Source organism: Enterococcus sp. DIV0712 (assembly GCF_050554855.1).
Lineage (GTDB): Bacteria > Bacillota > Bacilli > Lactobacillales > Enterococcaceae > Enterococcus > Enterococcus faecalis.
In genome coordinates, this window is the sequence record NZ_CP187333.1 from 1,771,804 (window position 1) to 1,795,271 (window position 23,468).

17 protein-coding genes, 1 tRNA gene and 2 other annotated features are annotated in these 23,468 nt (G+C 37.7%); of the genes, 3 read left to right on the top strand and 15 right to left on the bottom strand.

Annotation, left to right across the window (positions count from 1 at the left end; genetic code table 11):
- Window positions 1–140: 140 nt before the first annotated feature.
- The 4 genes from IGL42_RS08615 to IGL42_RS08630 are packed head-to-tail and all read right to left on the bottom strand — an operon-like array spanning window position 141 to window position 3,971.
- On the bottom strand, window positions 141–1,334 hold the full coding sequence (locus IGL42_RS08615; RefSeq protein ID WP_002378487.1) for an amidohydrolase: 1,194 nt from the start codon (window positions 1,332–1,334) through the stop codon (window positions 141–143).
- Between the two features lie 14 nt (window positions 1,335–1,348).
- On the bottom strand, window positions 1,349–2,182 hold the full coding sequence (locus tag IGL42_RS08620; RefSeq protein WP_002366917.1) for a MetQ/NlpA family ABC transporter substrate-binding protein: 834 nt from the start codon (window positions 2,180–2,182) through the stop codon (window positions 1,349–1,351).
- A 19-nt stretch (window positions 2,183–2,201) separates the two neighbouring features.
- Window positions 2,202–2,882: a methionine ABC transporter permease gene (locus IGL42_RS08625; protein WP_002359998.1), complete on the bottom strand. Its 681-nt coding sequence runs from the start codon at window positions 2,880–2,882 to the stop codon at window positions 2,202–2,204.
- 18 nt (window positions 2,883–2,900) lie between these two features.
- Entirely contained in the window at window positions 2,901–3,971 is a 1,071-nt protein-coding gene (locus tag IGL42_RS08630; RefSeq protein ID WP_002356948.1) for a methionine ABC transporter ATP-binding protein, read from the bottom strand.
- Window positions 3,972–4,056: 85 nt separating this feature from the next.
- Window positions 4,057–4,307 (bottom strand) — a binding site (T-box leader).
- A 282-nt stretch (window positions 4,308–4,589) separates the two neighbouring features.
- Window positions 4,590–4,835 (bottom strand) — a binding site (T-box leader).
- A 263-nt stretch (window positions 4,836–5,098) separates the two neighbouring features.
- Between IGL42_RS08630 and IGL42_RS08635 the strand changes: the two genes are divergently transcribed.
- From IGL42_RS08635 to IGL42_RS08645, 3 genes are all read left to right on the top strand, one after another.
- A tRNA-Thr gene (locus IGL42_RS08635) sits at window positions 5,099–5,171 on the top strand.
- A gap of 157 nt (window positions 5,172–5,328) precedes the next feature.
- On the top strand, window positions 5,329–6,819 hold the full coding sequence (locus IGL42_RS08640) for a glucosyltransferase domain-containing protein (protein ID WP_010710578.1): 1,491 nt from the start codon (window positions 5,329–5,331) through the stop codon (window positions 6,817–6,819).
- 213 nt (window positions 6,820–7,032) lie between these two features.
- Window positions 7,033–7,212, top strand: a complete 180-nt coding sequence (locus IGL42_RS08645) for a hypothetical protein (protein ID WP_002383739.1) — start codon at window positions 7,033–7,035, stop codon at window positions 7,210–7,212.
- Window positions 7,213–7,299: 87 nt separating this feature from the next.
- Here IGL42_RS08645 and IGL42_RS08650 read toward each other — a convergent pair whose 3' ends face one another.
- The 11 genes from IGL42_RS08650 to nifJ all read right to left on the bottom strand — a co-directional run bounded on the left by IGL42_RS08650 (window position 7,300) and on the right by nifJ (window position 23,317).
- Window positions 7,300–8,265: a hypothetical protein gene (locus tag IGL42_RS08650; protein ID WP_002381700.1), complete on the bottom strand. Its 966-nt coding sequence runs from the start codon at window positions 8,263–8,265 to the stop codon at window positions 7,300–7,302.
- 175 nt (window positions 8,266–8,440) lie between these two features.
- Window positions 8,441–8,731 carry a hypothetical protein gene (locus tag IGL42_RS08655; protein WP_002356942.1) on the bottom strand — a complete coding sequence of 97 codons (291 nt, stop codon included), beginning with the start codon at window positions 8,729–8,731 and terminating at the stop codon, window positions 8,441–8,443.
- Between the two features lie 47 nt (window positions 8,732–8,778).
- Window positions 8,779–10,017 (bottom strand): aminoacyltransferase, encoded by a 1,239-nt coding sequence (locus IGL42_RS08660; RefSeq protein ID WP_033591863.1) that lies wholly within the window; start codon window positions 10,015–10,017, stop codon window positions 8,779–8,781.
- Between the two features lie 310 nt (window positions 10,018–10,327).
- Window positions 10,328–12,136 (bottom strand): glutamine--fructose-6-phosphate transaminase (isomerizing), encoded by a 1,809-nt coding sequence (glmS, locus tag IGL42_RS08665; RefSeq protein WP_002356940.1) that lies wholly within the window; start codon window positions 12,134–12,136, stop codon window positions 10,328–10,330.
- Between the two features lie 442 nt (window positions 12,137–12,578).
- Complete coding sequence (locus IGL42_RS08670; protein ID WP_002356939.1) at window positions 12,579–13,412, bottom strand: energy-coupling factor transporter transmembrane component T family protein; 834 nt, start codon at window positions 13,410–13,412, stop codon at window positions 12,579–12,581.
- Window positions 13,409–15,115 carry an ABC transporter ATP-binding protein gene (locus tag IGL42_RS08675; RefSeq protein WP_010710580.1) on the bottom strand — a complete coding sequence of 569 codons (1,707 nt, stop codon included), beginning with the start codon at window positions 15,113–15,115 and terminating at the stop codon, window positions 13,409–13,411. The genes IGL42_RS08670 and IGL42_RS08675 overlap by 4 nt, the downstream gene beginning before the upstream one ends.
- Before the next feature lie 100 nt (window positions 15,116–15,215).
- Window positions 15,216–15,767, bottom strand: a complete 552-nt coding sequence (locus IGL42_RS08680; protein WP_002356937.1) for an ECF-type riboflavin transporter substrate-binding protein — start codon at window positions 15,765–15,767, stop codon at window positions 15,216–15,218.
- A gap of 229 nt (window positions 15,768–15,996) precedes the next feature.
- Complete coding sequence (glmM, locus tag IGL42_RS08685) at window positions 15,997–17,352, bottom strand: phosphoglucosamine mutase (protein WP_002356936.1); 1,356 nt, start codon at window positions 17,350–17,352, stop codon at window positions 15,997–15,999.
- The gene (locus IGL42_RS08690; RefSeq protein ID WP_002362088.1) at window positions 17,345–18,508 is read right to left on the bottom strand and encodes a CdaR family protein; all 1,164 of its coding nucleotides are present in this window, start codon (window positions 18,506–18,508) and stop codon (window positions 17,345–17,347) included. Before IGL42_RS08690 ends, glmM begins: the two co-directional genes overlap by 8 nt.
- Window positions 18,505–19,389 carry a diadenylate cyclase CdaA gene (cdaA, locus tag IGL42_RS08695; protein ID WP_002389035.1) on the bottom strand — a complete coding sequence of 295 codons (885 nt, stop codon included), beginning with the start codon at window positions 19,387–19,389 and terminating at the stop codon, window positions 18,505–18,507. Before cdaA ends, IGL42_RS08690 begins: the two co-directional genes overlap by 4 nt.
- 196 nt (window positions 19,390–19,585) lie before the next feature.
- On the bottom strand, window positions 19,586–23,317 hold the full coding sequence (gene nifJ / locus IGL42_RS08700; RefSeq protein ID WP_185776359.1) for a pyruvate:ferredoxin (flavodoxin) oxidoreductase: 3,732 nt from the start codon (window positions 23,315–23,317) through the stop codon (window positions 19,586–19,588).
- Window positions 23,318–23,468: the final 151 nt, after the last annotated feature.

Sequence of the window (23,468 nt, forward strand, 5' to 3'; positions counted from 1 at the left end):
AATTTATCAGTTAAAACAAAAAACATGTGAATCACCTTTCTTATGCTTGTATTCTACCATAGAATGACAAGAAAGCAAGCCACGTTGGTTTATAACGAAAGGAGCCCACAAACCATCATTTTGTCGGCTCCCTATCCCTGTTATTCTGATAAATAATTTAATGCATAGCGTATGTGGTACTCTGCTGCTAAAAGTAAGGCACGTTCATCAATATCAAATTGTTCATGATGGTGTCCAAAATGAGTAGCAGGATTTTCAGGGTTTCGTGAACCGACCCGTCCATAGATACCAGGAATTACCGCTAAGTAATCAGCAAAATCATCCGCCCCTAAACTTTTAGGATGATCGGTCACAACATTTTCAAAACCAACAATTTCACTGGCTACCTGCTGTGCACGGTTGGTTGCTTGTTCTTCATTAATTAATGGATTCGCTGCCGCATAAACAGAAAAATCAGCAATTTCTGTGCGATGAGACTGGGCAATTTCATGGGCAATTTCTTCGACTCGTTGTAAAACAAATTGGCGCGTTTCCTGACTAAATGTTCGAACAGTACCTTCAATGGTTGCCTGGTTTGCTACAATATTATAGCGTGTTCCTGCTTGTAAAACGCCAATTCCTACTACGACAGAATCTAAAGGATCAATCTCGCGCGCTACAATTTTTTGTAATTCCACAACGATACTGGCCGCTGCTAAAACAGCATCTCGGCCATTCTGTGGTTGGGCGACGTGACTACTTTGACCACTGACTTCAATTTTAAAAATATCACAAGAGGCGTTGGTGGCGCCTTTGGTAGCGACTAATTTTCCGACCGGCACACTGGAATCTAAATGAATCCCAAACACTTGGTCGATTGCTTCTAAATAATTTCCTTCCACAAATTGTCGAGCGCCTGCACCAATTTCTTCAGCTGGCTGGAAGGCCAGTTTAACCGTTCCTGAAAAGGTATTCTGATGTTTTTTGAGCACTTTAGCTGCACCTAGCAATGCTGCAGCATGACCATCGTGTCCACAAGCATGATTGAGTCCTGGATTTTTAGAAGCATAGGCAGCGCCTGTTGCATCTGGTAATTCCAACGCATCAATATCTGCACGTAACAAAATCGTTTTGCCAGCGCCAAGACCTCCTTCAATGGTTGCTAAAACACCCGTTTCCCCTACTTCTACAAAAGGAATAGCTAAGGCTAGTAGTTCTTCTTTAATTCGCTTAATCGTTTCATATTCTTTTAAACTTGCTTCAGGGTATTGATGAAAATGACGTCTTAAATGGATTATCCATTCCTTTTCTGTAGCAATAGCTTCTTGGATTGTTTGAATCGTTGTTGTACTCATTATAAATGCCTCCTTTATTTTTTACCAAATGTTTCCCAGGCTGGAACATTGGCGCCTTTTGATGTTTCTGCAATGACCTTTTTCGTTTCTTCTTGTTGATATTCTTCTACAACTTTTTGATAAAGTTTATTCTCTTGATCTTCTTCTCGGGCCACGACAATGTTCACATAAGGTTTCGCTTTTTCGTTTACAGGTTCTAAGAAAATAGCATCTTTATCTGGTGTATACCCAGCATCGACAGCCATGCCGCTATTAATCACTGAAGCATCGACATCTTGTAAAGCGCGCGCTGTTTGCGTAGCATCTAATTCAGTTATTTTCAATTGGCGTTTATTTTCAGTAATATCACTGACAGTCGGTAGTTGCTGTTTCGCAGGATCTACTTTTATCAGTCCTGCAGTTTGTAATAAAATTAACGCCCGCCCGCCATTCGTTGGGTCATTAGGAATAGCAATTTCTCCGCCGTCTTTAATTTTCGTGATATCTTTCAATTTATTAGCGTAAATCCCCAATGGTGCATTGACTGTATTGCCAATTGATACTAATTTCGTCCCATGTTCTTTATTGTAATTGTCTAAAAAGATTTGATGCTGAAAGGCATTTAAATCAATTTCTTTTTCTGCTAATGCTGCATTTGGTTGCGTATAGTCTGTAAATTCTACCAATTGTAGATCAATATTTTTCTTTTTCAAACGGTCTTTGACCGATTCCCATTCATCATTTTTTGTTCCTACAACCCCTAGTTTAACGGTTTCTGTCTTAGTATCCTTCGCAGACCCCGATGCACAACCTGCAATCGTAAAAGCTAATACCCCAATAAGTCCAATTAATTTACTAAATTTTTTCATTTGTTATTTCTCCTTTTTTCTAATGTGATGTTTTTTTGATTAATTGATTACTAATGGCTTGACTGATAAATACCATAATTAAAATAATTAACGTGGCCATAAATGTCACATCGGTTTGAAACCGATTGTATCCTCGAGTAATCGCTAAGTTGCCCAGACCACCGGCTCCAATCGCTCCTGCCATGGCTGTTAATCCAATCAAATTAATAATTGTCACTGCTGAAACACGAATAATACTTGGTAACCCTTCAATTAAATAAACCCGAAAAATAATCCCTAAGGGACTCGTCCCCATTGCTTCTGCCGCTTCAATAACGCCAGGATCCACTTCTAATAACGCATTTTCAATTTGGCGCGCGAAGAACGGAATTACGCCAATAACTAATGGGACTAACGCTGCGGTTGTACCAATTGTCGTTCCTGCCAAAATTCGTGTTAATGGTTGAATCAGTGCGAGCATAATAATGAAAGGAATAGAGCGGCAAACATTAATAATTTTTTCTAAGACACTATACAGGGGTGGATTTTTCAAAACACCACTGGGGCCAGTACTGACAAGCACGACACCCAACAAGACTCCTAACACACCAGCAATCAATGCTGTCCAAAAAACCATGTATAATGTTTCCCATGTACTTTGAAGAAACTCTTGTTTTAATTGGACAACATTCGGAAAATATTTCTCAAATAATTGATACATTCTCAGTTCACTCCTTTTTTAAATCACCTGTAAATTCTGCTTTTGCTTCGTTTGCTGATAGGTTTTCAAAACATTGGTTCGCACGCCTTGTTTCGCTAAATAAGTAAGGGCTTGTTGACGCTGGGCCTCATCACCAGAAAGCACCACAATTAAATGGCCAATAGGAACATTTTGAACAATTTCGACATTGCCGTAAAGGATATTCGTATACACCTGATATTGGCTATACAATTGTGCAATTAATGGCTCATTCGTTTGATCCCCCACATAAGAAAATTCAATTAATTCTTGATTTTTATCTAAATCAGCTAATTTAGGATGTTCAAGAATTGTTGTTAATGCTTGGTCAATATGAGTTGCTGTCCGAATAAAATCTTTGGTTAAAGGTTGTTGGGGTTGACTAAAAATCGAAACAATATCGTTTGATTCGACAACGCAGCCATTTTCCATCACCGCGACTTTATTACAAATTTCTTTAACCACTTGCATTTCATGGGTGATTAAGACAATCGTCAAGTTCAGTTCTTGATTTAACTTTTTTAACAAAGCTAAAATCTGTCCCGTTGTTTTTGGATCTAACGCACTCGTCGCTTCATCACAAAGTAAAATTTCAGGATCATTTGCTAAAGCGCGGGCAATCGCAACCCGCTGTTTTTGCCCTCCTGATAGTTGACTGGGGTAAGCGTCCCGTTTTTCACTTAGTCCAACTAGCTCTAATAAATGGCTGATTTTTTGACGCCGTTCACTTTTACTTAGCCCAGAATATTTTAATGAAAAATCGATATTACTAAATATAGTCCGCTCTTTCATCAAATTAAAATGTTGAAAAATCATTCCAATCTTTTTTCGTTGTTGTCGTAATTCCTTTTTAGAAAAAGTTAAAATATTTTCTTTGTTAATAATAACGGTGCCCGCTGTTGGTCGTTGCAATAAATTAATTACCCGTACTAGCGTACTTTTTCCAGCACCGGAATAACCAACGATTCCGTAGATATCCCCTTTATCAATTGTCAAAGAAACATCTTGGACAGCCTGAATTTCTTGTTTTTTTTGTTGAAATGTCACACTGATATTTTTTAGTTCAATCATTCTTTATCCCCCTTCATTCTTACCAACCTGCATTTTTTCATAAAAAAGAAAAAAGCATCCTCAACGACACAACTCGAGTTGTATCGTTGAGGACGCTTTTTTGCGTGTTACCACCTCATGTTCAGAATTTGCTCACACAAATTCCCTTTTCAAGTACGGAACAATATGTTCGATACCCTAGCTCGATAACGGGAGCCCCCGTCGCCGCCTTGTGTTTAACACTCGGAGCGCTTGCTCAATAGCCATTTTCCAAAACGTCTTTGTCACCTATTCTCAGCTACCTAGGCTCTCTGTTAGACAAATCAAGTCTTGTACTTACTATATCACTGCTTTTTTATTTCTATTCATTTTAAACTGATTTTCGTTTATTTTCAAAATCAAACAGACTAGAGTTACTACCCCTTCAAGCATCGAGTAATCGCAGATAATAGCTACTCTCTCTCTTTGCATCAGTCGTAGTGCTCAACAGGATTTGACTGTGACGAGAATCGTAGGAACACTTTCGTGCAAATGACACAACTTGCCCTTCGGTCACCTTGTACTGTTCATCATCTACTCTGTCGCTTCGCGCCAGTCGTAGTGATTCACAGCAAAAAGCCCTTCACTAGCGTTTTGCTAGTAAAGGGCGAATGATTCGCGGTACCACCTTTTTTCGAAATATAACTGATTCTTTATATCTCATCTCTTATCCAAGTCTTTATTAACTTGGTGCACATGGTAACGGGTGCTTAGCCGAAATTGCTTACTTATCAGCAATTTATTCTCAGAGGCCATCTTCAACTTTTCTGAACCTTGTCCCTTTTCACCAATCAGGACTCTCTTTTGAAGGTCATCAAAATTTACTCTTCTCTTCAACGAATGAATAGTTATCTGTGATGTTGATTTACACTTTACTAGAGAAAAAAGAGATTGTCAACAGTTTTTCTTAGAAAAAAATCATTTTTCTTTTTTTACGAAAGAGCAATTGACAAACTTTCGTCTATACGTTATTCTATTTCTTGTGCACGAGATTTGTACGATTTTTCAAAAGGAACTTTGGCGATTACTCGTCGCAGTGTAGCCTTTGAAAGTGAACTCTATGGGTTTCACTTCGTTGCAATCCTCGAGTTAGTTTAGCCTTTGAAAGTGCCGCCTTAGCTCAGTTGGTAGAGCACCACCATGGTAAGGTGGGGGTCGCCGGTTCAAGCCCGGCAGGTGGCTTTTTGGTAAAATCCCAACTCTTTATTAAAGAGTTGGGATTTTTTTGTTTTGCCTATCCTTAGTGTTCTGTCAAGATGAGAAAATAACAAAAGCAATTTCTTCATTCCACTCGTTATGGTATATTTTAATTGTTAAATAATTATTGGAGTGGAGTACAATGATGAAACAATTACCTACAGAATCAAAAAAAATTGATTTAAAGAATTGGTGTATTGAAAATAAAGCCTATCTTCTATTGATCATTTTAATTTATCAAGTGGCAGTTTTATCCATCGGCATTATCAATTTCCCTTACTTAGATGATAATGCTCGCCAAGTCGCTGGAATGACAGATTTTGGTACGACTTACGCACGTTGGGGCAGTGAATTTCTCTCATGGTTTGTTCAAGGAAGTCGTCATTTGACAGATCTGGGCTTGACCACACCGATTCTAACAGGTCTTATCTTATCTCTCACAAGCATACTGGCTATTTATATCATCAATGACCAAAAAATTAGCTGGGGTTCCTCTTTAGTAGCTACTTTAATTGGCCTCAATCCTTGGTTCCTTCAATGTCTTAGTTTCAGGTTTGATAGTCCCTATATGGCATTGAGTATTTTTTGTTCGTTTCTTCCTTTTTATTGGTGGCAGCGTAATTCTTTTACGTTTTTCTTGGTTTCTGTTTTTTCACTGTTTGTTATGTTTAATACTTACCAAGCCTCGTCAGGAATTTATATAGTTATCGTCTTATTCCTTACTTTCAAGCAGTTACTTGCTGGAGAAAATTTCATTGCTCTTTGTAAAAAAGTCGCACTTGCTGCTATCGCTTATCTACTTTCTATAGTCAGCTACCTTATCGAGTTAAAATTTGTACCTTCCGCAACAAACAACATTGGGGGCAGTCAGGCCTTACCAAGTTTGCACGATATTCCCAGTGTGGCTTATCAAAATAGTTACCATTATTTTTCAGAGCTATTGAACCAGAGTAATCGTTTATGGCTTTTATTACTGCTCCTACTGCTTGTTTTATTTTTTATTAGTCATCTATCAAATAGCAAAATCAACTTAGGCTTAAGTTTCCTTTATTGTATCTTGTATTTAGGACTTGCTTCTCTCTTAAGTTTTGGCATTTTTATTGTCTATTCAAGAAATATCGCTGGTGATGCGCCTCGCTATATTTACGGATTTGCTGTTTTTGTTACAATCAGCATGTTAAGTTTATTTAACAATCGACAAGTGAAAGCAATTTATCTAACTTCGTTACTTGTGGCCAGCTTGTTATCTTATTATATTTTATCGTTTGTTTTGGTGTATTCTTCCACATTAAACTATCAAAAAGAAGCATTCAATCGCCAAGCAGCTGTTTTAACAGATGATTTAAAAAATGTTGTAACAAACGAACGAAAAAAAGTTTATTTAAATACGTTTTTCAAAAATTCAACTGTTTATGCTAATACAAGTCGAAACTACCCAATTCTTTCAAAAATTGTGCCACCAAATGACGGTCTATACTTCCCTAATTACGTTTGGTTCAATACTTCATCGAATTTAGGAGTAGAGATGGCACCACTGACCGATACGGATATGTCTAAAAATCAAAAAGTAGTAAGTAATCACTTTTATGACATTTATACAAACAACAAAGAAATATTTGTGTTTATGAAATAATTTGTTCCATCCAAAAACACTTCTTTTGCAATAAACGTGACTGTATGGTTTGATTAAGATGGATTAAGTATTCTTTTCGTGTACATTTATTACTTCCTGAAACTTGTTTATTTCCCATTTTTCTTATGAAGTAACAAAATTTTTGAGAAAAAACAGCTCGTTTTCTATGTTATGATAGAGAAGTGAAAATCACCAGAAAGGTTGTTGCGGACTATGAGAACTCGTCAGAAAAAATTATTTTTATTTTCAATGATTTTATGGTTAGTTGAATTTTTAATTACACGGATTTCTGATTCTTTTCCAGGAGCAACGCCATTGTTCGTTGTGATTTGCTTGATTCAAGGAATTCTTTTTACTTATTTCTGTCTTGCTTTTTTCTATTATCCGCAATAATCAGTCAAGAAAAGCAATTAGAGCAGATTCAGCAAATTTCTGAAACCGAAAAAATGGCACGTCCTCGCTTTTAGGACGTGCCATTTTTTAAAGCATTATTTGTGTAAATGCCGTTCGTATCGCCTGTTGAACATTTTGAACAGCAGCGATTTGATGACCTTTTGCTTCAGTCAATTCTTTTTCAATATATTCAGGATAGTAGGTTGCCAAATAACCCAAGACCCAGATAGTTGGATCTGAAATAACCTTCTCTGCTAATGGATACAAATAGGCAAGATGCAACCGAATTTCTTCTTCCAAATGCTGCAGCATAATTGGATCATCATTTTCTAAACGATTCCTAAGTTCAGTATAAATTTCGGAATAGATCGGCGTATTTAACGGTCCAGTTTTTCCTTCTAGTAAGACTGTCTGAGGCTGATTGTCATACCAAAGAAAAGTCAGTGGTTCTGAAAATTGCAACAGTGCTAATTCTTCAATGAACCATTCCCGAGCAAAATAACTAAGTGCTTGGTTCATAACTAAATCTTTTGCGACTTCCACAAATACTGGTTTAGGCAAATATAAACTGGTTTTAATGTTCGCTAATTGTTGATAAACGGGCAATTGATCGCTTACTAACAAGTTCCTTTTAATTGCTTGAATTTGCTGCGTTTCTAATTGTCGATACGCCTCTTCCACTTGCATTAATTGCTGTTCTAACGTTTTTTGTTGTGCTAGCGTTATTTTATTAGTTTGAAGTAGTTGCTTCAATAAAATATATCCTTCAATAAAGCGACGGCTCTGACTATAAATTTGCATATAAATTGCCGCTGTTTCGAGGTTCTCAAAATAAGAATCTTGGAACGCTTCTGCCAATGCTAGTGCTTCGTCAGCTTCATCCATTTCCAACAATAATTGGACAATTTTTTGGTTTACTGGCGGCGTTTGTTGTAGCTGATAGGCTTGTTGAAAATTTTCTAAAGCGGCGATCTGATTATGTTCTACAAGTGCTTCTTCTCCTTGTGCAATAAAACGTTCATAGTTTTTTGGAAATTCATGAATGGTACTCATATCTAACCTCCTTTATTTCTTATTTAAAGCAGATGAGCCTGGGACAAAAATCACTTTGGATTTTTGCTCCAGGCTCAAAACCTGATAACCGGCGGGAACAGAACCAACACTACGCGTTGCTCGGAGCTATACACTTCTGTCCCGACCTCGATTTTAACTATTCAAACGGACTTTTTTAGTAAAGATTACGAATAATAATTGCCGTTTCTAGGTCGCCTTCAGCGTTCATCTTCTCCGCCTTTTCTTCTAAACTATACCCAGCAAAACTTTCGTTTGTTAAAACATCTGCTACTGTAAATTTAGCAACTTTTTCAATACTGACTGCATCTGGTGCTACTTCTTGCACGCTATCCCAGCCTGTATCAATAAAGACTTTTGTATCTTCTGTAATCGCTTCGTTTGCTTCTAACACCTGCATAATTTCTTTTAACTGTGCATACGTCATAACCTCGACTTGATTTTCCATTTAAACGCCTCACTTTGCCATTCCTTTTTTAGGATTGGGTTTTAATTTTAGACTTTTTCTTTAATTGTTTTTAATGCGTGATATAAGGCATATTTCATTGGTTTGGCTTTCCATTGGAAATTGCCCATTAATTCTTCGACATGACCACCAAAGGATTGTTTGAATTTAAGAACCCCATCACTTCCATCAAAGACACCGTCAACGCCATAAAAATTATATTTGGGAATGTTATTTTCTACTGTGTAAGTTAACATTTTATGTTGAATTAAATACGGTGCATAGTATTGTTTATATTTTTCATACGTACCACTAAACAAGTAAACAACTTCTTGTGGATGAACAATGAATAAGGCGCCTGCTAAAATTTCAGGTTCATCTGATGTTTTCATTTCTTTAGCTTCGTCAATCCGTTTGCGCACGGTACGAACTTCATCTTCAAATTCACGTTTCTGGTTATTTTTTTTACGGCTTTTAGGATTGGCAATTAACGCTTCATTGACTTCGTTGAGCGTCTCTTGTAATTTGCGTAATTTCTCATGAAGATTTTCTAAATAAGTAGCAAAGTTTAGTTCCGCCACCATAAATTTCGCTCGTTCGCCAAACTCTTCATAAACAGCTTGGTAATAAGCTAAATCCTTATCTTCAAAATTACGTCGTGCACTTGTTTCTTCCGTTAATTTCTTAAAGAGAGGTAACTCTTCGTAACGAAGTTCTCGGGTTGTCACTCCATATTCCCATGTTTTCTTGATGTCATATTTAGCATCTTTTCCATAAGATTTCCAAAGATCTTCTTCTGTTAATCCAGCCATATCTTTGACAAACAGCCAACGTGGCGCGCCATCAAAATTGTGCACATCAAACCCTTGGTGTTCAAAACCAATTGATGTGAAATAGTCAAATGTTTCTTGATTGACCTTTTCAACTTCACCGCCATTAAAATCACGTAAACAAATTTGTTTATTTGGAGTAAAGGTTAAATAAAGGCCATCATTTTTTTTCACATATTTTTTTAAGCCTGTGAAAAAGGCTTCTACACATTTTTTATCTGTATAATCCATCAAAATTCCGCCGTCAATGTCGAAAGCATAACCAATTTTGACTTTTTTCTTGCTTAGGATACACGCAGCAATTAGTTGGCCTTCTCGTTTGACGCCAACGTATTCACAATTCCAGCCACGTCGTTCCAATAAATGTTTCATTTCGGGTGTTTCTAAAAAGTTACCTGCAGGATGTGTCATTGCAAAGGTAGTAAATTCTTGTTCAGTTAATGTACTAAACTGATCCATATCAAACAACTCACAATCTTTTTTTGTTAAATAAATTAGCACTTTTCAGCTTAACCTACTTTTTGCTTTCTTTCAAACAAAGTTACCTCACTGGCTAATTCTTATTTTTCGGTTCTTATTAATTATATCTAATTTTGCTAAAATGCAAACAGTTTTCAACGGAAAAAAAGAATTTCTTTGGAATCTTTCATTTTTGACTGAATATCTTTCTTTTATAAAAAATATCTGAGACAAAAATCTAAAGTGATTTTTGTCTCAGATATTAAAACTCATGAAAACCCGTTGAACATCTTTCTCTCAGGTTCTTGATTTATTCAACAGTTACACTTTTAGCTAAGTTCCTTGGTTTATCAACATCGTAGCCTCTTTGTAAGGTTGCATAGTACGCTAATAATTGACCTGGAACAATGCTAACTAAGGCAGAAAGTAACGGATGAACATCTGGAATAATCAGTTGGTCCTGTGGTTTTGCCAAGGATTCCAAAGCAATCACAATATTTCTTGCTCCACGACTTTCGACTTCCTTTAAATTGCCTCTTGTATGGGCTGCGACTTTGGCATCTGTCACAATCCCAATCACAGGTGTTCCTTCTTCAATTAAGGCAATCGTTCCATGCTTCAATTCACCTGCCGCAAAGCCTTCTGCTTGAATGTAGGAAATTTCTTTCAACTTCAAGGCCGCTTCCATGGACACATAATAGTCGACTCCTCGCCCGATATAGAAGGCATTTCGAGTATACGTCAGATAATCTTCCACCAAGGCTTTCATTTGTTGTTTTTCATCAATCAAGGTTTCCATGACAGCTGCTACCACGCTCAATTCGTGAGCCACATCAAATGAGACGGCTGCTAATGTTTGGCGTTCTTCACCAATTGCTTTTGCTAAAATAGCTAAGACAGCGATTTGAGCAGTATAAGCTTTGGTGGAAGCGACAGCAATTTCTGGTCCTGCGTGTAATAACAAGGTATCGTCCGCTTCACGTGATAATGTTGAGCCAGCAACATTTGTTAATGTAAGTGATGGATGCCCTAATTCATTAACCTGTACCAGTACTTGGCGACTATCTGCCGTTTCACCACTTTGACTTAAGAAAATGAAGAACGGTTTTTCAGATAAAATAGGCATGTTGTAGCCAAATTCGCTTGATAAATGAACTTCCACAGGAATACTGGCAATTGTTTCAATTAAAGATTTTCCGACCCAACCTGCATTATAACTTGTTCCACAAGCAATAATGTAAATTCGGTCACATTGATTAATTTTTTCAAGTAACGCCTCATCTAAAGTCACTTTTTCACCTTGAGTATACGCTTGAACAATTTTGCGCATCACTGCAGGTTGTTCATCAATTTCTTTGAGCATATAAAACGGATATGTTCCTTTTTCAATGTCATTTAAATCTAATTGCGCTTCAAAAGGTTCTCGGTTGATTACTTGTCCTTCTGGCGTTTCGATTACTACTTTGTCCGCTGTAACAGTTACAATTTCACCATCAACAATCTCAACAAATTGATTGGTTTCTTTAATCATCGCCATCGCATCACTGCAAATAACATTAAAGCCTTCACCTAGACCGATAAGTAACGGGCTTTTATTTTTCGCTACATAGATAGTATTGGGGTCCATTTTATCCATTAATGCAAAAGCGTATGAACCTTTAATTTCGGCTAAAGCCGCTTTAAAAGCATCTTTTGTTGAAAAACCATTTTCAGCAAAATGAGCAATTAATTGAACGACGATTTCAGTATCTGTATCACCAATTAAGTGAGCACCACTTAAAAATTGTTCTTTTAATTCTTCAAAGTTTTCAATGACACCATTATGCACTAATGCAAAGCGTTGATCGCTTGAAACATGGGGATGTGCATTGGCGACAGTTGGTTCGCCATGAGTGGCCCAACGAGTATGACCAATACCAACTGTTCCATCGATTTCTGGCGTTAATTTTGCTGCTAAATCGGCAATGCCCCCAACTGCCTTAACTACATGGGGCTGTTGGCTTTGATCATTCACACAAATCCCAGCAGAATCATAACCTCTATATTCCAATTTTGTTAATCCTTGAATCAAACTTTCCGTGACATTTTCTTTTCCAATCATTCCGACAATTCCACACATAATGCTAATTCCTACTTTCCAATTGAAATTCTGTATTTACTAGGTCCTGTTTAACTAGCAAATCCCATTATATGTTTCTACCTGCGTGATAACCGCTTTGTTCTAACTTCACAATTAGTTTTTCTTTGTTATCTGTAGAGTGCAGTCCCTAGAGCCACCCGCCGAATCTTCGATAAGCTCTCTCCTCGTCACCTGAACGTTCAGGTCTGGCGCTATCCGATATTGGTCTATATACCTCCTTTGTAAATATATTCCGTAGAAACATAAACAATCATACAATTAAAAGTAGGTACTTGTCAACAAAAATCTAAAAACCGGAAATTGGTCTAGTTCTTTAAAGTTGTAAAAAAAGAATCTAGTACACTCATAGTAAGCGAAAGTACTAGATTCTTAATAATAAAAAAATATCCGTTCTATTTATAGAACCTTATCAATTTGTTATTTATTGGAATGGATTATAAAACCGGCCACCATTCACATGGAACAACCAGAAACTGATTCCTAATAAGCATAAGGCAAGTATCATTACCGAAAAATCACGCAGATGAAAAGGTTGTTGCGCATACCACGTTCGATTTTTCTTTTGACCAAAACGCCTTAATTCCATAGCGGTACTCACAGTTTCAATTCGATCTAAACTAGATAGGATTAAGGGTAAAACGATTTGTGCTACGCCTTTGATTCGTTGGCCTAACCGTCCCTTTTTAGACATCTCATAACCTCGCGCTTGTTGTGCTAAAGAAATATTAAAAAAATCTTCTTGGATATCGGGAATATAACGAATAGCCAGCGCTACTGCATAACTAATCCGATAACTCACACCAATTCGATTCAAGCTGGAGGCAAATTCACTAGGATTTGTTGTTAATAAAAAGATTAATGCCAACGGAATCGTACAGAAATATTTTAAAACTAAATTAAATTCATAAAATAATTCTTCTTGTGTCAAAGTAAACCGTCCGATTCCTTCCCAAATCACGGTACGTGATTGATATAAATCAACCCCATATTCAGGTGCAAAAAGGTAAACCGTTAAGATATTTAACAAAGAAAAAATAGCAATAAATTTAATAACAAAAGATATTTGATGCCATTTAATATTTGATAATTTTAACAAAACAAGCGAAACCACAGACATTCCTAACAGATAACGAGTATCATACGTGGTCATACAAGCCACAGAGACAACGATTAAAAAGACTAATTTGCTTGTGCCGTTTAAGCGATGAATCCAGGTTGAATCAGGATGATAGCCTAACATTTGTCGTTCACTCATCCAAAACGCACCTCACGATCGTAAGCAACAAATTTTTCCGTAAATAGCAAGGGATTTTCCAAGCCTAACGCTTTAGCAAAGGTAAACAAGCTCGTTTCTTTTAAAGAAGCTGCTTGAATTAATTTTTCATCTGTTAAAACAGCAACTGGAGTCGCATCTGCTAGTAAACGTCCATCACAAACTACTAACGCACGTGTTGTATATTCCAACATTAAGTGCATATCGTGAGTGATCATTAAAATAGTCACACCTAAGCGGTTCAATTCTTCTAAAAATGTCATCATTTCTGTATAATGTTTAAAATCTTGTCCAGCTGTTGGTTCATCTAAAATTAATAATTCAGGTTCTAAAACTAAGATTGATGCAATAGTTACCCGTTTTTTCTGCCCAAAACTCAACGCAGAAATCGGCCAGTTCCGGAAGGGATACAGCCCACAAATATGTAAAATATTCGTCACACGTTCCTCAATTTCTGCTTGTGGCACATCTCGTAAAACTAATCCTAAAGCTACTTCTTCAAAAATCATTTTTTTAGAAATCATTTGATTGGGATTTTGCATCACATAACCAATTTTATCTGCACGTTCTTTGATTGAATAATTGGAAAAATCCTGTCCTTCCCATAAAATCTTGCCCGATTGAGGCGTGATGAACCCGCAAATTATTTTAGAAAGTGTAGACTTCCCGGCACCATTTTTTCCTACAATGCTGATCATTTCTCCATGATGAATAGTTACTGAGAAGTCATCTAACACTTTTTCACCGTGACGATCATATTGATAGGACACTTGTTCCAAACGTAATAGTTCAGCTCCTTTGACTGCACTAACTGAACTAGGTTGGACAGACCACTGTGTCATTTTAGGAAAAACCGTTTCGCCTGATACTTCGGCTAATTTGTCTAAATGACTAACTTGTGTTAAATCAATCCCAGCATATTTCATGGCTGTAACGTACAAAGGTTCACGAATCCCTTGCTGGGTCAACGTATCTTGACGTAACAATTCATCTGGCGTTGTATCAGAAATAATTGCGCCCTCATTCATGACAATAATTCGATCAACTGATTCGCAAAGAACGTCCTCTAAGCGATGTTCTATTATTAAAACAGTTGCTTTTGTTTCTTGTTGAATGGTGTCAATCAAAGTCATTGTTTCTTGTCCCGCTCGTGGGTCAAGATTAGCCAAAGGTTCATCGAAAAGTAAAATTTTTGATTGGTTAATTAGAACGCCCGCCATAGATACACGTTGTTTTTGACCACCTGACAAATCTTGTGGACGGTGTTGCAATAACTGATTCAGCTCAACAATCTCGGACCATTTCTGAACCGCTTTTTTCATTTCTGCTTGTTCAACTGCATCGTTTTCTAAAGCAAAAGCAATATCCTCAGCAACCGTTAAACCGATAAACTGCCCATCGGTATCTTGCAAAACAGTTCCTACATCAAAAGACAAATCAAATAGACTTGTTTCTTGGATATTTTCACCAGCAACCGTAGCTGTTCCTTGAATCTCACCTTCATAAATATTGGGAATTAACCCGTTGATACATTGCGCCAATGTTGATTTGCCACTACCACTAGGCCCAACGATTAAAACCTTTTCTCCTTCATAGATGGTTAATTGAATCCCCTTTAATGTCGGTTCAGATTGGCTATGATATTGAAAGGAAAAATTATTAAAAGTAATGATTGGTTTTTTCATTCGGCCTCACCTCAGTTTCTCCATAAAAGAAAGGGTCTGAGCATTAGCAAAGTAATTACTAGGGCAGACCCTTAACCATTTAAATTATTTCGACAGTTTCTTAATCTTTTGATAAACTGCCTTTCTTTGTTCTTGTTGATGCATAAGCTTTCATCAACAATGTTCCAATAATACCCACAGCGACAATATTTGAAACAGTCGCGAATACTCCTTGTGTAAATACTTTACTTGCGGGTTCACTATAAATCAAAATATCCAAACTAGGCGCGATTAAGCCCCAAACGACGATATTACCAAACGCTTGGAAAATATTGAAACGCACCATGTCATTTGTTGTAAATTCACCATGTTGAAGATCCATTTTACGACCAGCGAAGCCAAAAATAATACCAATAATTCCTGAACAAATAATCCAGCTCCACCAAGCGCTACCATACGTGGTAAAATCTTTTAATGTGTGACCAATCAAACCAATTAGCCCTCCAGCTACTGGTCCAAAAACAACTGACATTAAAGCAAGAAATGGATACGACGTTTCTAAGTTCGTATTAGGAATCCCAGTTGGAATCACAACGAATCGACCTAAAATAACAAAAACTGCAGAGCCAATTCCAATTGCTACAATTGTCTTGACGGACATTTTTTCTTTCATTTCGCTCCTCCATTCTATAACTCCATTGATTTACAGCCGCTCCCTTCTTGATTTTATCGAATAAAAAAAGAAGATACGCGGTGCATCTTACTTCTAAAATAGTACCCTTTTAACCGCTCTATGTCAATGATAGACGGAGCTTATTAGCTATTTTCTTTTTTTGATTTCCAACAAAGAAACCAGACACTTAACGCAAGCTAGCATTAAGTGTCTGGTTTCTAATTGGTTCTTATTCAACGCCGATTTCTGCACGTACTACTTCAGCAATTTTATCAACGTAATAATCAACTTTTTCTTGTGTTGGCGCTTCGGCCATCACACGTAACAATGGTTCTGTTCCAGAAGGACGAACTAAAATACGACCTTCGCCATTCATTTCTGCTTCTGCTTGTTCGACAACTGCTTTGATTGCCGGAACTTCCATTGCACCATTTTTATCTGTGACACGAATATTGACTAATTTTTGTGGATAAATCGTCACTTCATCCGCTAATTCAGATAATTTTTTGCCCGTTTGCTTCATAACATTCAACAATTGAATCCCTGAAAGCATACCATCACCTGTTGTGTTGTAATCTAAAAAGATCATGTGACCAGATTGTTCGCCACCAAAATTGTAATCATTTTTACGCATTTCTTCTACAACATAGCGATCACCCACTTGCGTTACCACATCTTTTAAGCCAATTTCTTCTACAGCTTTATGGAAACCTAGATTACTCATCACCGTTGTAACGATTGTATCTTTTTTCAAACGTTTTTTCTCAGCTAAATATTTGGCACAAATATACATGATTTTATCACCATCGATAATTCGTCCTAATTCATCGACTGCAATAATTCTATCGCCGTCGCCATCGAAAGCCAACCCAGCATCTGCACCTTTTTCAACAACCATTTCTGCCAAAGCTTCAGGATGAGTGGAACCCACACCATCATTGATATTCAAGCCATTAGGACTTGTTCCCATTGTATAGAAATCTGTCTCTAAATCCGCGAAGACACGATTGACTGCTGTTGCGGTTGCTCCGTTGGCAGCATCTAAACAAACAGTCATATCCGCTAAATCGCCAGGAATACTTTGAACTAAAAATTGCGAATATTTTAGTAAGCCTTCTGGAAATTCATCTAACGAGCCTAAGCCTTCTGCAGAAGGTCTTGGCAAGGTGTCTTCTTCTGCGTCTAACAATGCTTCAATTTCTGCTTCTTGATCGTCTACTAATTTGAAGCCATCTGCCCCAAAGAACTTAATCCCATTGTCTTCCGCAGGATTATGTGAAGCTGAAATCATTACGCCAGCGGATGCTTTTTGTAAACGAGTAAGATATGCTACACCAGGTGTTGAAATCACCCCTAATTGGAAAACTTCAATTCCGACTGATAATAATCCAGCAATCAATGCTTGTTCCAACATCTCACCCGAAATACGTGTATCGCGGCCTACGAGAACACGAGGTTTTCTTGAACTATCTTCATGTTGACTCAACACATAACCACCGTAACGCCCTAATTTAAAAGCTAATTCAGGTGTTAACTCCTTATTTGCAATTCCTCTTACACCATCTGTTCCAAAATATTTACCCATTTTGATTCTCCTTAGTCACTTGATTCTCTGTATTTTCAGTTGAACCAGCAGTTGTACTTTCTACTGTTGATCCCTCACTTGTTGTTTCAGAAGTATTTGATTCTACTTGACTGGATGTACTTGGTTGTACTGCTTGGCTACCTGAGCCAGCCGTTGTTGAACTTGCAGGTTCCCCTGAAGTTTCATTTGTATTTGATGACTGTTGTTGATTGTACACGGGGCTCAAAGAAACGTCAACCTCATCTGGTGTAACTACGTATTCTCCATTAACGGGAATAGTCACTGATTGTTTTGTTTCTTTGCGAATATCAGAAATATCTACCGGTACCTCAATTGATTCTAGCGTATCTAAAATTGATTGCGGGCCACTGACCCTAACTTGGTACGTTGATAAACTATAATTGTAATGAGCGATCCCAGCTGGTGGCGTACCTGTCATACTAACATTCAGTGGTACATCTTTTGTTGGCGCAGTTAAGCCTACTGTTACTTTGACTTGTGGTGCTGGATTTTCGATACTTAGGACTTGACCTTTGGCATCTAGCGCTTGGACATTTACCGTTTGTTTAATCGTATCAATTGTTTGTTTGGCACTTGAGACTGGCGCAATCACTTTGTCAATTGCTTTCGCTGTTTCTTCTCCAGTTGTTACTTCTACAGTTTTTGGATCTACAGAAATATTTTTTACTTTGTAGCCTTCTTTTTCAATGTTATCAGAAAGTTGTGCTTCTACATCGAATTTTTTTGTTACTCTCTTTTCAATCGTTACAGTCACTGTTTTTGGTTCAATTTCAGCTGTAACAGCTGAACTTAGTCCCCGCACTGTCAAAGGCACTTCCGAAGTCCCTAATGGCAATTTGGTTAAGTCTGCGACCACTTGGAAATTTCGTGTGTCAGCATTTGATTCCATGTTTAATTGAATGCGGTTCGCACTACGTAAATGAACATTCACACTCTCTTCAAATCCAGAGACATAATATTTGTCTTTATCGTATTGGACTTGGACAGGAATATTATTCAGTGTCTCACTATACGTTTGGCTTGAACCTGAATTGGAGGGATTATTGCCTGTTGCATTGGCATTAAAAAATAACAACAATGCAAACAGCAATGAAAGCAAACCATTAAACCAGCTTTTTTGGGAGGCTTTTCTCATTTGCGTTTAACCCCCTTTGTTACATCATCGATAAAATGCTGCAAAGCACTTTTTTTATCTTCCGATGATTCCGAAATTAACTCCTTACGCAAAATTGTTAAATACTCTTCTTGCGTTAGACCAGGAATTAATTCATTGTTCAACGTCAAACTAACGTCACCAGTTTCTTCAGAAACAACAATCGTAATGGCGTCACTGACTTCACTGATACCGACTGCGGCTCTATGGCGCGTTCCAAATTCTTTTGGAATTAAATTGCTCTCTGATAGCGGTAAATACGCACTAGCAACAGCAATTTTTTCATTTTTGATAATCACTGCACCATCATGTAGTGGTGTATTTGGAATGAAAATATTAATCAGTAATTCACCAGTAATATCAGCATCCAAATCAATACCTGTCTCAATGTATTCATCTAAACCAGTATTGCGTTCAATGGTTATCAAAGCACCAATTTTCCGTTTTGACATGTACTGAATGGCTTTGTCAAAGGCCTGAATAATACGCTCATCTTCTTGTTGCGCACCTTTATTCGGGCGGAAAAACGAACTTCTCCCTAGATGTTCCAGCCCTCTTCGCACTTCTGGTTGAAAAATAACAACCGCGGCGATTACACCATACATGATGACTTGATTCATTAACCAAGATAATGTATGTAGACCAATTATCTCACTTAGAATGCGGATAATGATAAAAACAGCGACACCTTTTAATAGTTGGACTGCTTTTGTTCCACGAACAAGCATGATTAATTTGTAAACGAGGTACCATACGACTAGGATATCTATGATATTGATAACAAAATCCTTAGATAAGAAATCCGTTGAGATGACTTGCTGCCAATAATTCAAATCTAATAATTGATTCAATTGAAACGACATCATACCCCTCACTTCTCTCTCAAGATTTCCTAACAAGTATACCACATTATTTTCTTTCATCACAGAACGCAAGCGGAAACATCAAAAAAATTTAGGAACTTTTTCAAATAACTTGAAATTTTTCATCAAAAAATCGCATTTCTAACTAAAAAACGTGTCCAAGCAAAAAGCTCAGACACGTTTTTTTGATTTCTATTTAATCTTGCTCACGTTGTTTTCTCTTGGCTGCTCGTTCTGCGCGGCGGGCAGCCCTTCTTGCTTCCGCTTCCGGATCAACTACGCGTTCTTTTTTCACTCGTGGCTTCTCGTTCTCTGGCGCAGTTATTTCTGGTTCACTTTGTTTTTCAAGTTTTGCTCGAATTTTTTCTTCTTGACCAGCTAAACGAGCATAATTATAGAACCGTCTCTTAGCATCATTAATTGTTTTATTAAATAACAATTCCGCTGTATCTGGTTGACTAGATTCTAAGGACGCAAAGCGAACTTGTTGGCGCATAAACTCTTTCATTAATGAAAAATCTGGTTTTTTGAAATCCAGTGTCATTGGTTCTTTGCCTTTTTCTCGCAATAATGGATTATAGCGATATAAAGACCAGTAACCTGAATGAACTGCGTCTTTCGCTTCTTTCAACGTTTGACTCATCCCACCTGCTAAACCATGTGTAATACATGGTGTATAGGCAATAATAATCGATGGTCCAGGGAATTTTTCTGCTTCTTCAAAAGCTTTAATCGTCTGCATTTGGTTTGCACCTGAGGCAATTTGGGCGACATAGACATTTTCATAAGTCATTGCCATCATCCCTAAATCCTTTTTAGAGGCATATTTCCCACTGGCAGCAAATTTCGCAATCGCTGATGCCGGAGTTGCTTTGGAAGTTTGGCCACCTGTATTGGAATAGACTTCATTATCTAGAACTAACATATTCACATCAGCGCCACTAGCTAACACATGGTCAATACCGCCGTAGCCAATATCGTAAGCCCAGCCGTCTCCACCAATCATCCACTGACTTGGTTTAACAAAAAGATCTTGATCGTCATAAATTGCTTCCAATAAAGGTTGATTCGTTTTTTCTTCAAGCAAAGCTGCACATAATTTAGCTGCACGTTGTTGCGTACCTTCACTTTCGGACAGATGTGCTATCCAATCTTCCATCAATAAACGTAAAGAATCACTGACTACAGAAAAAGCTTTGGTCATTTTACTAGCTAAACGTTCGCGACGCGCTTGCGTTGCTAACAACATGCCGTAACCAAACTCGGCATTATCCTCTAAAAGAGAATTTGACCAAGCTGGACCTTGTCCTTGTTCATTCGTAGTGTAAGGTGTCACACCCGCTGCAGCACCCCAAATCGATGAGCAACCTGTTGCATTAGCAATCAGCATTCGGTCACCAAACATTTGCGTCAATAATTTAACATAAGGCGTTTCGCCGCAACCAGAACAAGCACCAGAAAACTCTAATAAAGGTTTATTAAATTGCGAACCTAAAACAGTATTCGGTTTTGCTGGGTTTTCCTTTTGACGTAACGTCATAGCAAACGCCCAGTTCATAGCCTGCTCTTTTTCTTCTTCATAAGGTTTCATTACTAAAGCTTTGCCTTTAGCTGGACAGGCTTCAACACAAAGTCCACAGCCAGTACAATCTTTGACTGAGACTTGGATACGATATTTCAAGCCGTCGGCACCACGTAGATCACGTACAATGAATCCTTCTGGCGCTTCAGTCATTTCTTCTTCATCGGCTAAGAATGGTCGTATCGCCGCATGGGGGCATACAAAGGCGCATTCATTACACATGGTACACCGATCGCTAATCCATTCAGGTACTTCTAATGCAACTCCACGTTTTTCAACTGCCGCAGTTCCCAAAGGCATTCGCCCATCTGTCATCCCATTTTTCGCTAGTGTCGCAACAGATAACGCATTGCCTTCTTGACGATTAATCGGTTCAACAATTTCATGAACAAAATCACTAACATTTTCTGAACGTTTTCGCGGTTGAACTTCAAGCGTTCTCCACTCTGCTGGAACAGGTACCTGATGCAACAATTCAACGGTCTTATCGATTGCTTGAATATTTTTTTCGACAACTTTCATGGACTTATGACCATAACTTTTCAGTGCTTCTTCTTTTAAAATTGGCAACACTTGCTCAAAAGGCATAATTTGCGCTAATTTGAAGAAAGCTGTTTCCATCGCGGTATTAATTCGCCCGCCTAGTCCGACTTCACTAGCTAATTTCACTGCATTGATTGTATAAAACTGAATCTCATTTTCAGCTAGATACCGTTTTAATTGATTGGGTAAAAATCGTGCTAGTTGTTCATCATTCCAAATGGTATTTAAGAGGAAAGTACCGCCTTTTTTTAACCCTTTTACTAAATCATAAGTATGCAAATAAGCGGCTGTATGACAAGCCACAAAATCAGAATGTTCAATGAGGTACGTTGAACGAATAGGCGTCTCGCCAAAACGTAAATGAGAAACGGTCAACCCGCCTGATTTTTTTGAATCATAATAGAAAAATCCTTGTGCATACTTGTCTGTATGATCACCGATAATCTTAATTGCTGACTTGTTCGCCCCTACTGTCCCATCAGAACCAAAGCCCCAAAATTTAGCTTGATAGGTTTTCGGATTCGTCAAATCAAGTGGTTTGCCAACTTCTAATGAAGTATAAGTTAAATCATCATCAATCCCAATTGTAAAACGCTTCTTCATGGCAGAACGTTCTTTCATTAATTCATCAAAAACCGCAACAATTTGATTTGGCAGCACATCTTTAGAACCTAAACCATAGCGCCCACCAATAATTGTTGGGCGAATGTCCGCTTCATACATCGCACTTTGGACATCCAATAATAACGGTTCGCCACCAGAACCGGGCTCTTTCGTCCGATCCAAAACAGCAATTGCTTTAACTGATTGTGGTATTTTTTCAAGAAATGTTTCAACTGGAAATGGTCGATAAAGATGGACATTAAGGAAGCCAACTTTTCTTCCTTGTTCTTGTAAATAATCAACCGTCTGTTCAATTGTTTGCGCAACTGAACCCATTGTAACAATCACTTCTTCTGCATCTTCTGCGCCATAATACGTCACTAAATCATAATTGGTTCCCCGTAACCGGTTAATTTCTGTCATATATTTTTGAACAATACCAGGTAATTTTTCATAATAAGGATTTATTGTTTCTCGTTGTTGAAAGTGAATATCTGGATTTTGGTTCATTCCACTAACGGAAGGGTGATTCGGGTTCATGCTCCGACGACGAAATTCGGCTAATTTCTCTTGATTTACTAAGGGTGCTAATTCTTCATAGTCAAGAACTGCCACTTTTTGAATTTCATGACTTGTTCTAAAGCCATCAAAAAAGTTCATAAATGGAACACTCGCTTCAATCGAAGCCAAGTGAGCCACTGGTGCCAAATCCATTACTTCTTGCACACTGCTTTCTGACAACATAGCAAAGCCTGTTTGGCGCGCGGCCATTACGTCTCCTTGATCACCAAAAATATTTAAAGCATTTGTGGTTAAAGCTCGGCTCGCCACATGAAAAACAGATGGTAATAGTTCTCCAGCTATTTTGTACATATTAGGAATCATTAAAAGTAACCCTTGTGAAGCCGTATAGGTCGTGGTAAGCGCGCCTGTTTTTAAAGAGCCATGGACCACGCCGGCAGCACCAGCTTCCGATTGCATTTCGACTACTTTCACAGGTTGACCAAAGATATTTTTCTTACCTTCGGCCGACCACTGATCAACAAGCTCAGCCATTGTTGAACTTGGTGTTATTGGATAAATGGCTGCTAATTCTGTAAAGGCGTAGGAAATATAAGCTGCTGCAGCATTCCCATCCATTGTTTTCATTTTCCGCATGTTTTTCTCATCCTTTATATCTAAAAAATAGAATAGTTGCACGCATATTCTTGTTTATTATAGCGTAAAAACCAAACATTTGAAACATTTTTCACAAACATTCTTTTGAGTTTCCTTTTCCAGTTACAAATTATCTCTATGTTTTTATATATAATTAGTTTATAATAACAACTGAAAATAACGATCTACAGAA

Bases quoted from the DNA above. Each gene is read 5' to 3' on its own strand.
- IGL42_RS08615 (WP_002378487.1), bottom strand. From the start codon at position 1,334: ATGAGTACAACAACGATTCAAACAATCCAAGAAGCTATTGCTACAGAA.
- IGL42_RS08620 (WP_002366917.1), bottom strand. From the start codon at position 2,182: ATGAAAAAATTTAGTAAATTAATTGGACTTATTGGGGTATTAGCTTTT.
- IGL42_RS08625 (WP_002359998.1), bottom strand. From the start codon at position 2,882: ATGTATCAATTATTTGAGAAATATTTTCCGAATGTTGTCCAATTAAAA.
- IGL42_RS08630 (WP_002356948.1), bottom strand. From the start codon at position 3,971: ATGATTGAACTAAAAAATATCAGTGTGACATTTCAACAAAAAAAACAA.
- IGL42_RS08640 (WP_010710578.1), top strand. From the start codon at position 5,329: ATGATGAAACAATTACCTACAGAATCAAAAAAAATTGATTTAAAGAAT.
- IGL42_RS08645 (WP_002383739.1), top strand. From the start codon at position 7,033: ATGAGAACTCGTCAGAAAAAATTATTTTTATTTTCAATGATTTTATGG.
- IGL42_RS08650 (WP_002381700.1), bottom strand. From the start codon at position 8,265: ATGAGTACCATTCATGAATTTCCAAAAAACTATGAACGTTTTATTGCA.
- IGL42_RS08655 (WP_002356942.1), bottom strand. From the start codon at position 8,731: ATGGAAAATCAAGTCGAGGTTATGACGTATGCACAGTTAAAAGAAATT.
- IGL42_RS08660 (WP_033591863.1), bottom strand. From the start codon at position 10,017: ATGGATCAGTTTAGTACATTAACTGAACAAGAATTTACTACCTTTGCA.
- glmS (WP_002356940.1), bottom strand. From the start codon at position 12,136: ATGTGTGGAATTGTCGGAATGATTGGAAAAGAAAATGTCACGGAAAGT.
- IGL42_RS08670 (WP_002356939.1), bottom strand. From the start codon at position 13,412: ATGAGTGAACGACAAATGTTAGGCTATCATCCTGATTCAACCTGGATT.
- IGL42_RS08675 (WP_010710580.1), bottom strand. From the start codon at position 15,115: ATGAAAAAACCAATCATTACTTTTAATAATTTTTCCTTTCAATATCAT.
- IGL42_RS08680 (WP_002356937.1), bottom strand. From the start codon at position 15,767: ATGAAAGAAAAAATGTCCGTCAAGACAATTGTAGCAATTGGAATTGGC.
- glmM (WP_002356936.1), bottom strand. From the start codon at position 17,352: ATGGGTAAATATTTTGGAACAGATGGTGTAAGAGGAATTGCAAATAAG.
- IGL42_RS08690 (WP_002362088.1), bottom strand. From the start codon at position 18,508: ATGAGAAAAGCCTCCCAAAAAAGCTGGTTTAATGGTTTGCTTTCATTG.
- cdaA (WP_002389035.1), bottom strand. From the start codon at position 19,389: ATGTCGTTTCAATTGAATCAATTATTAGATTTGAATTATTGGCAGCAA.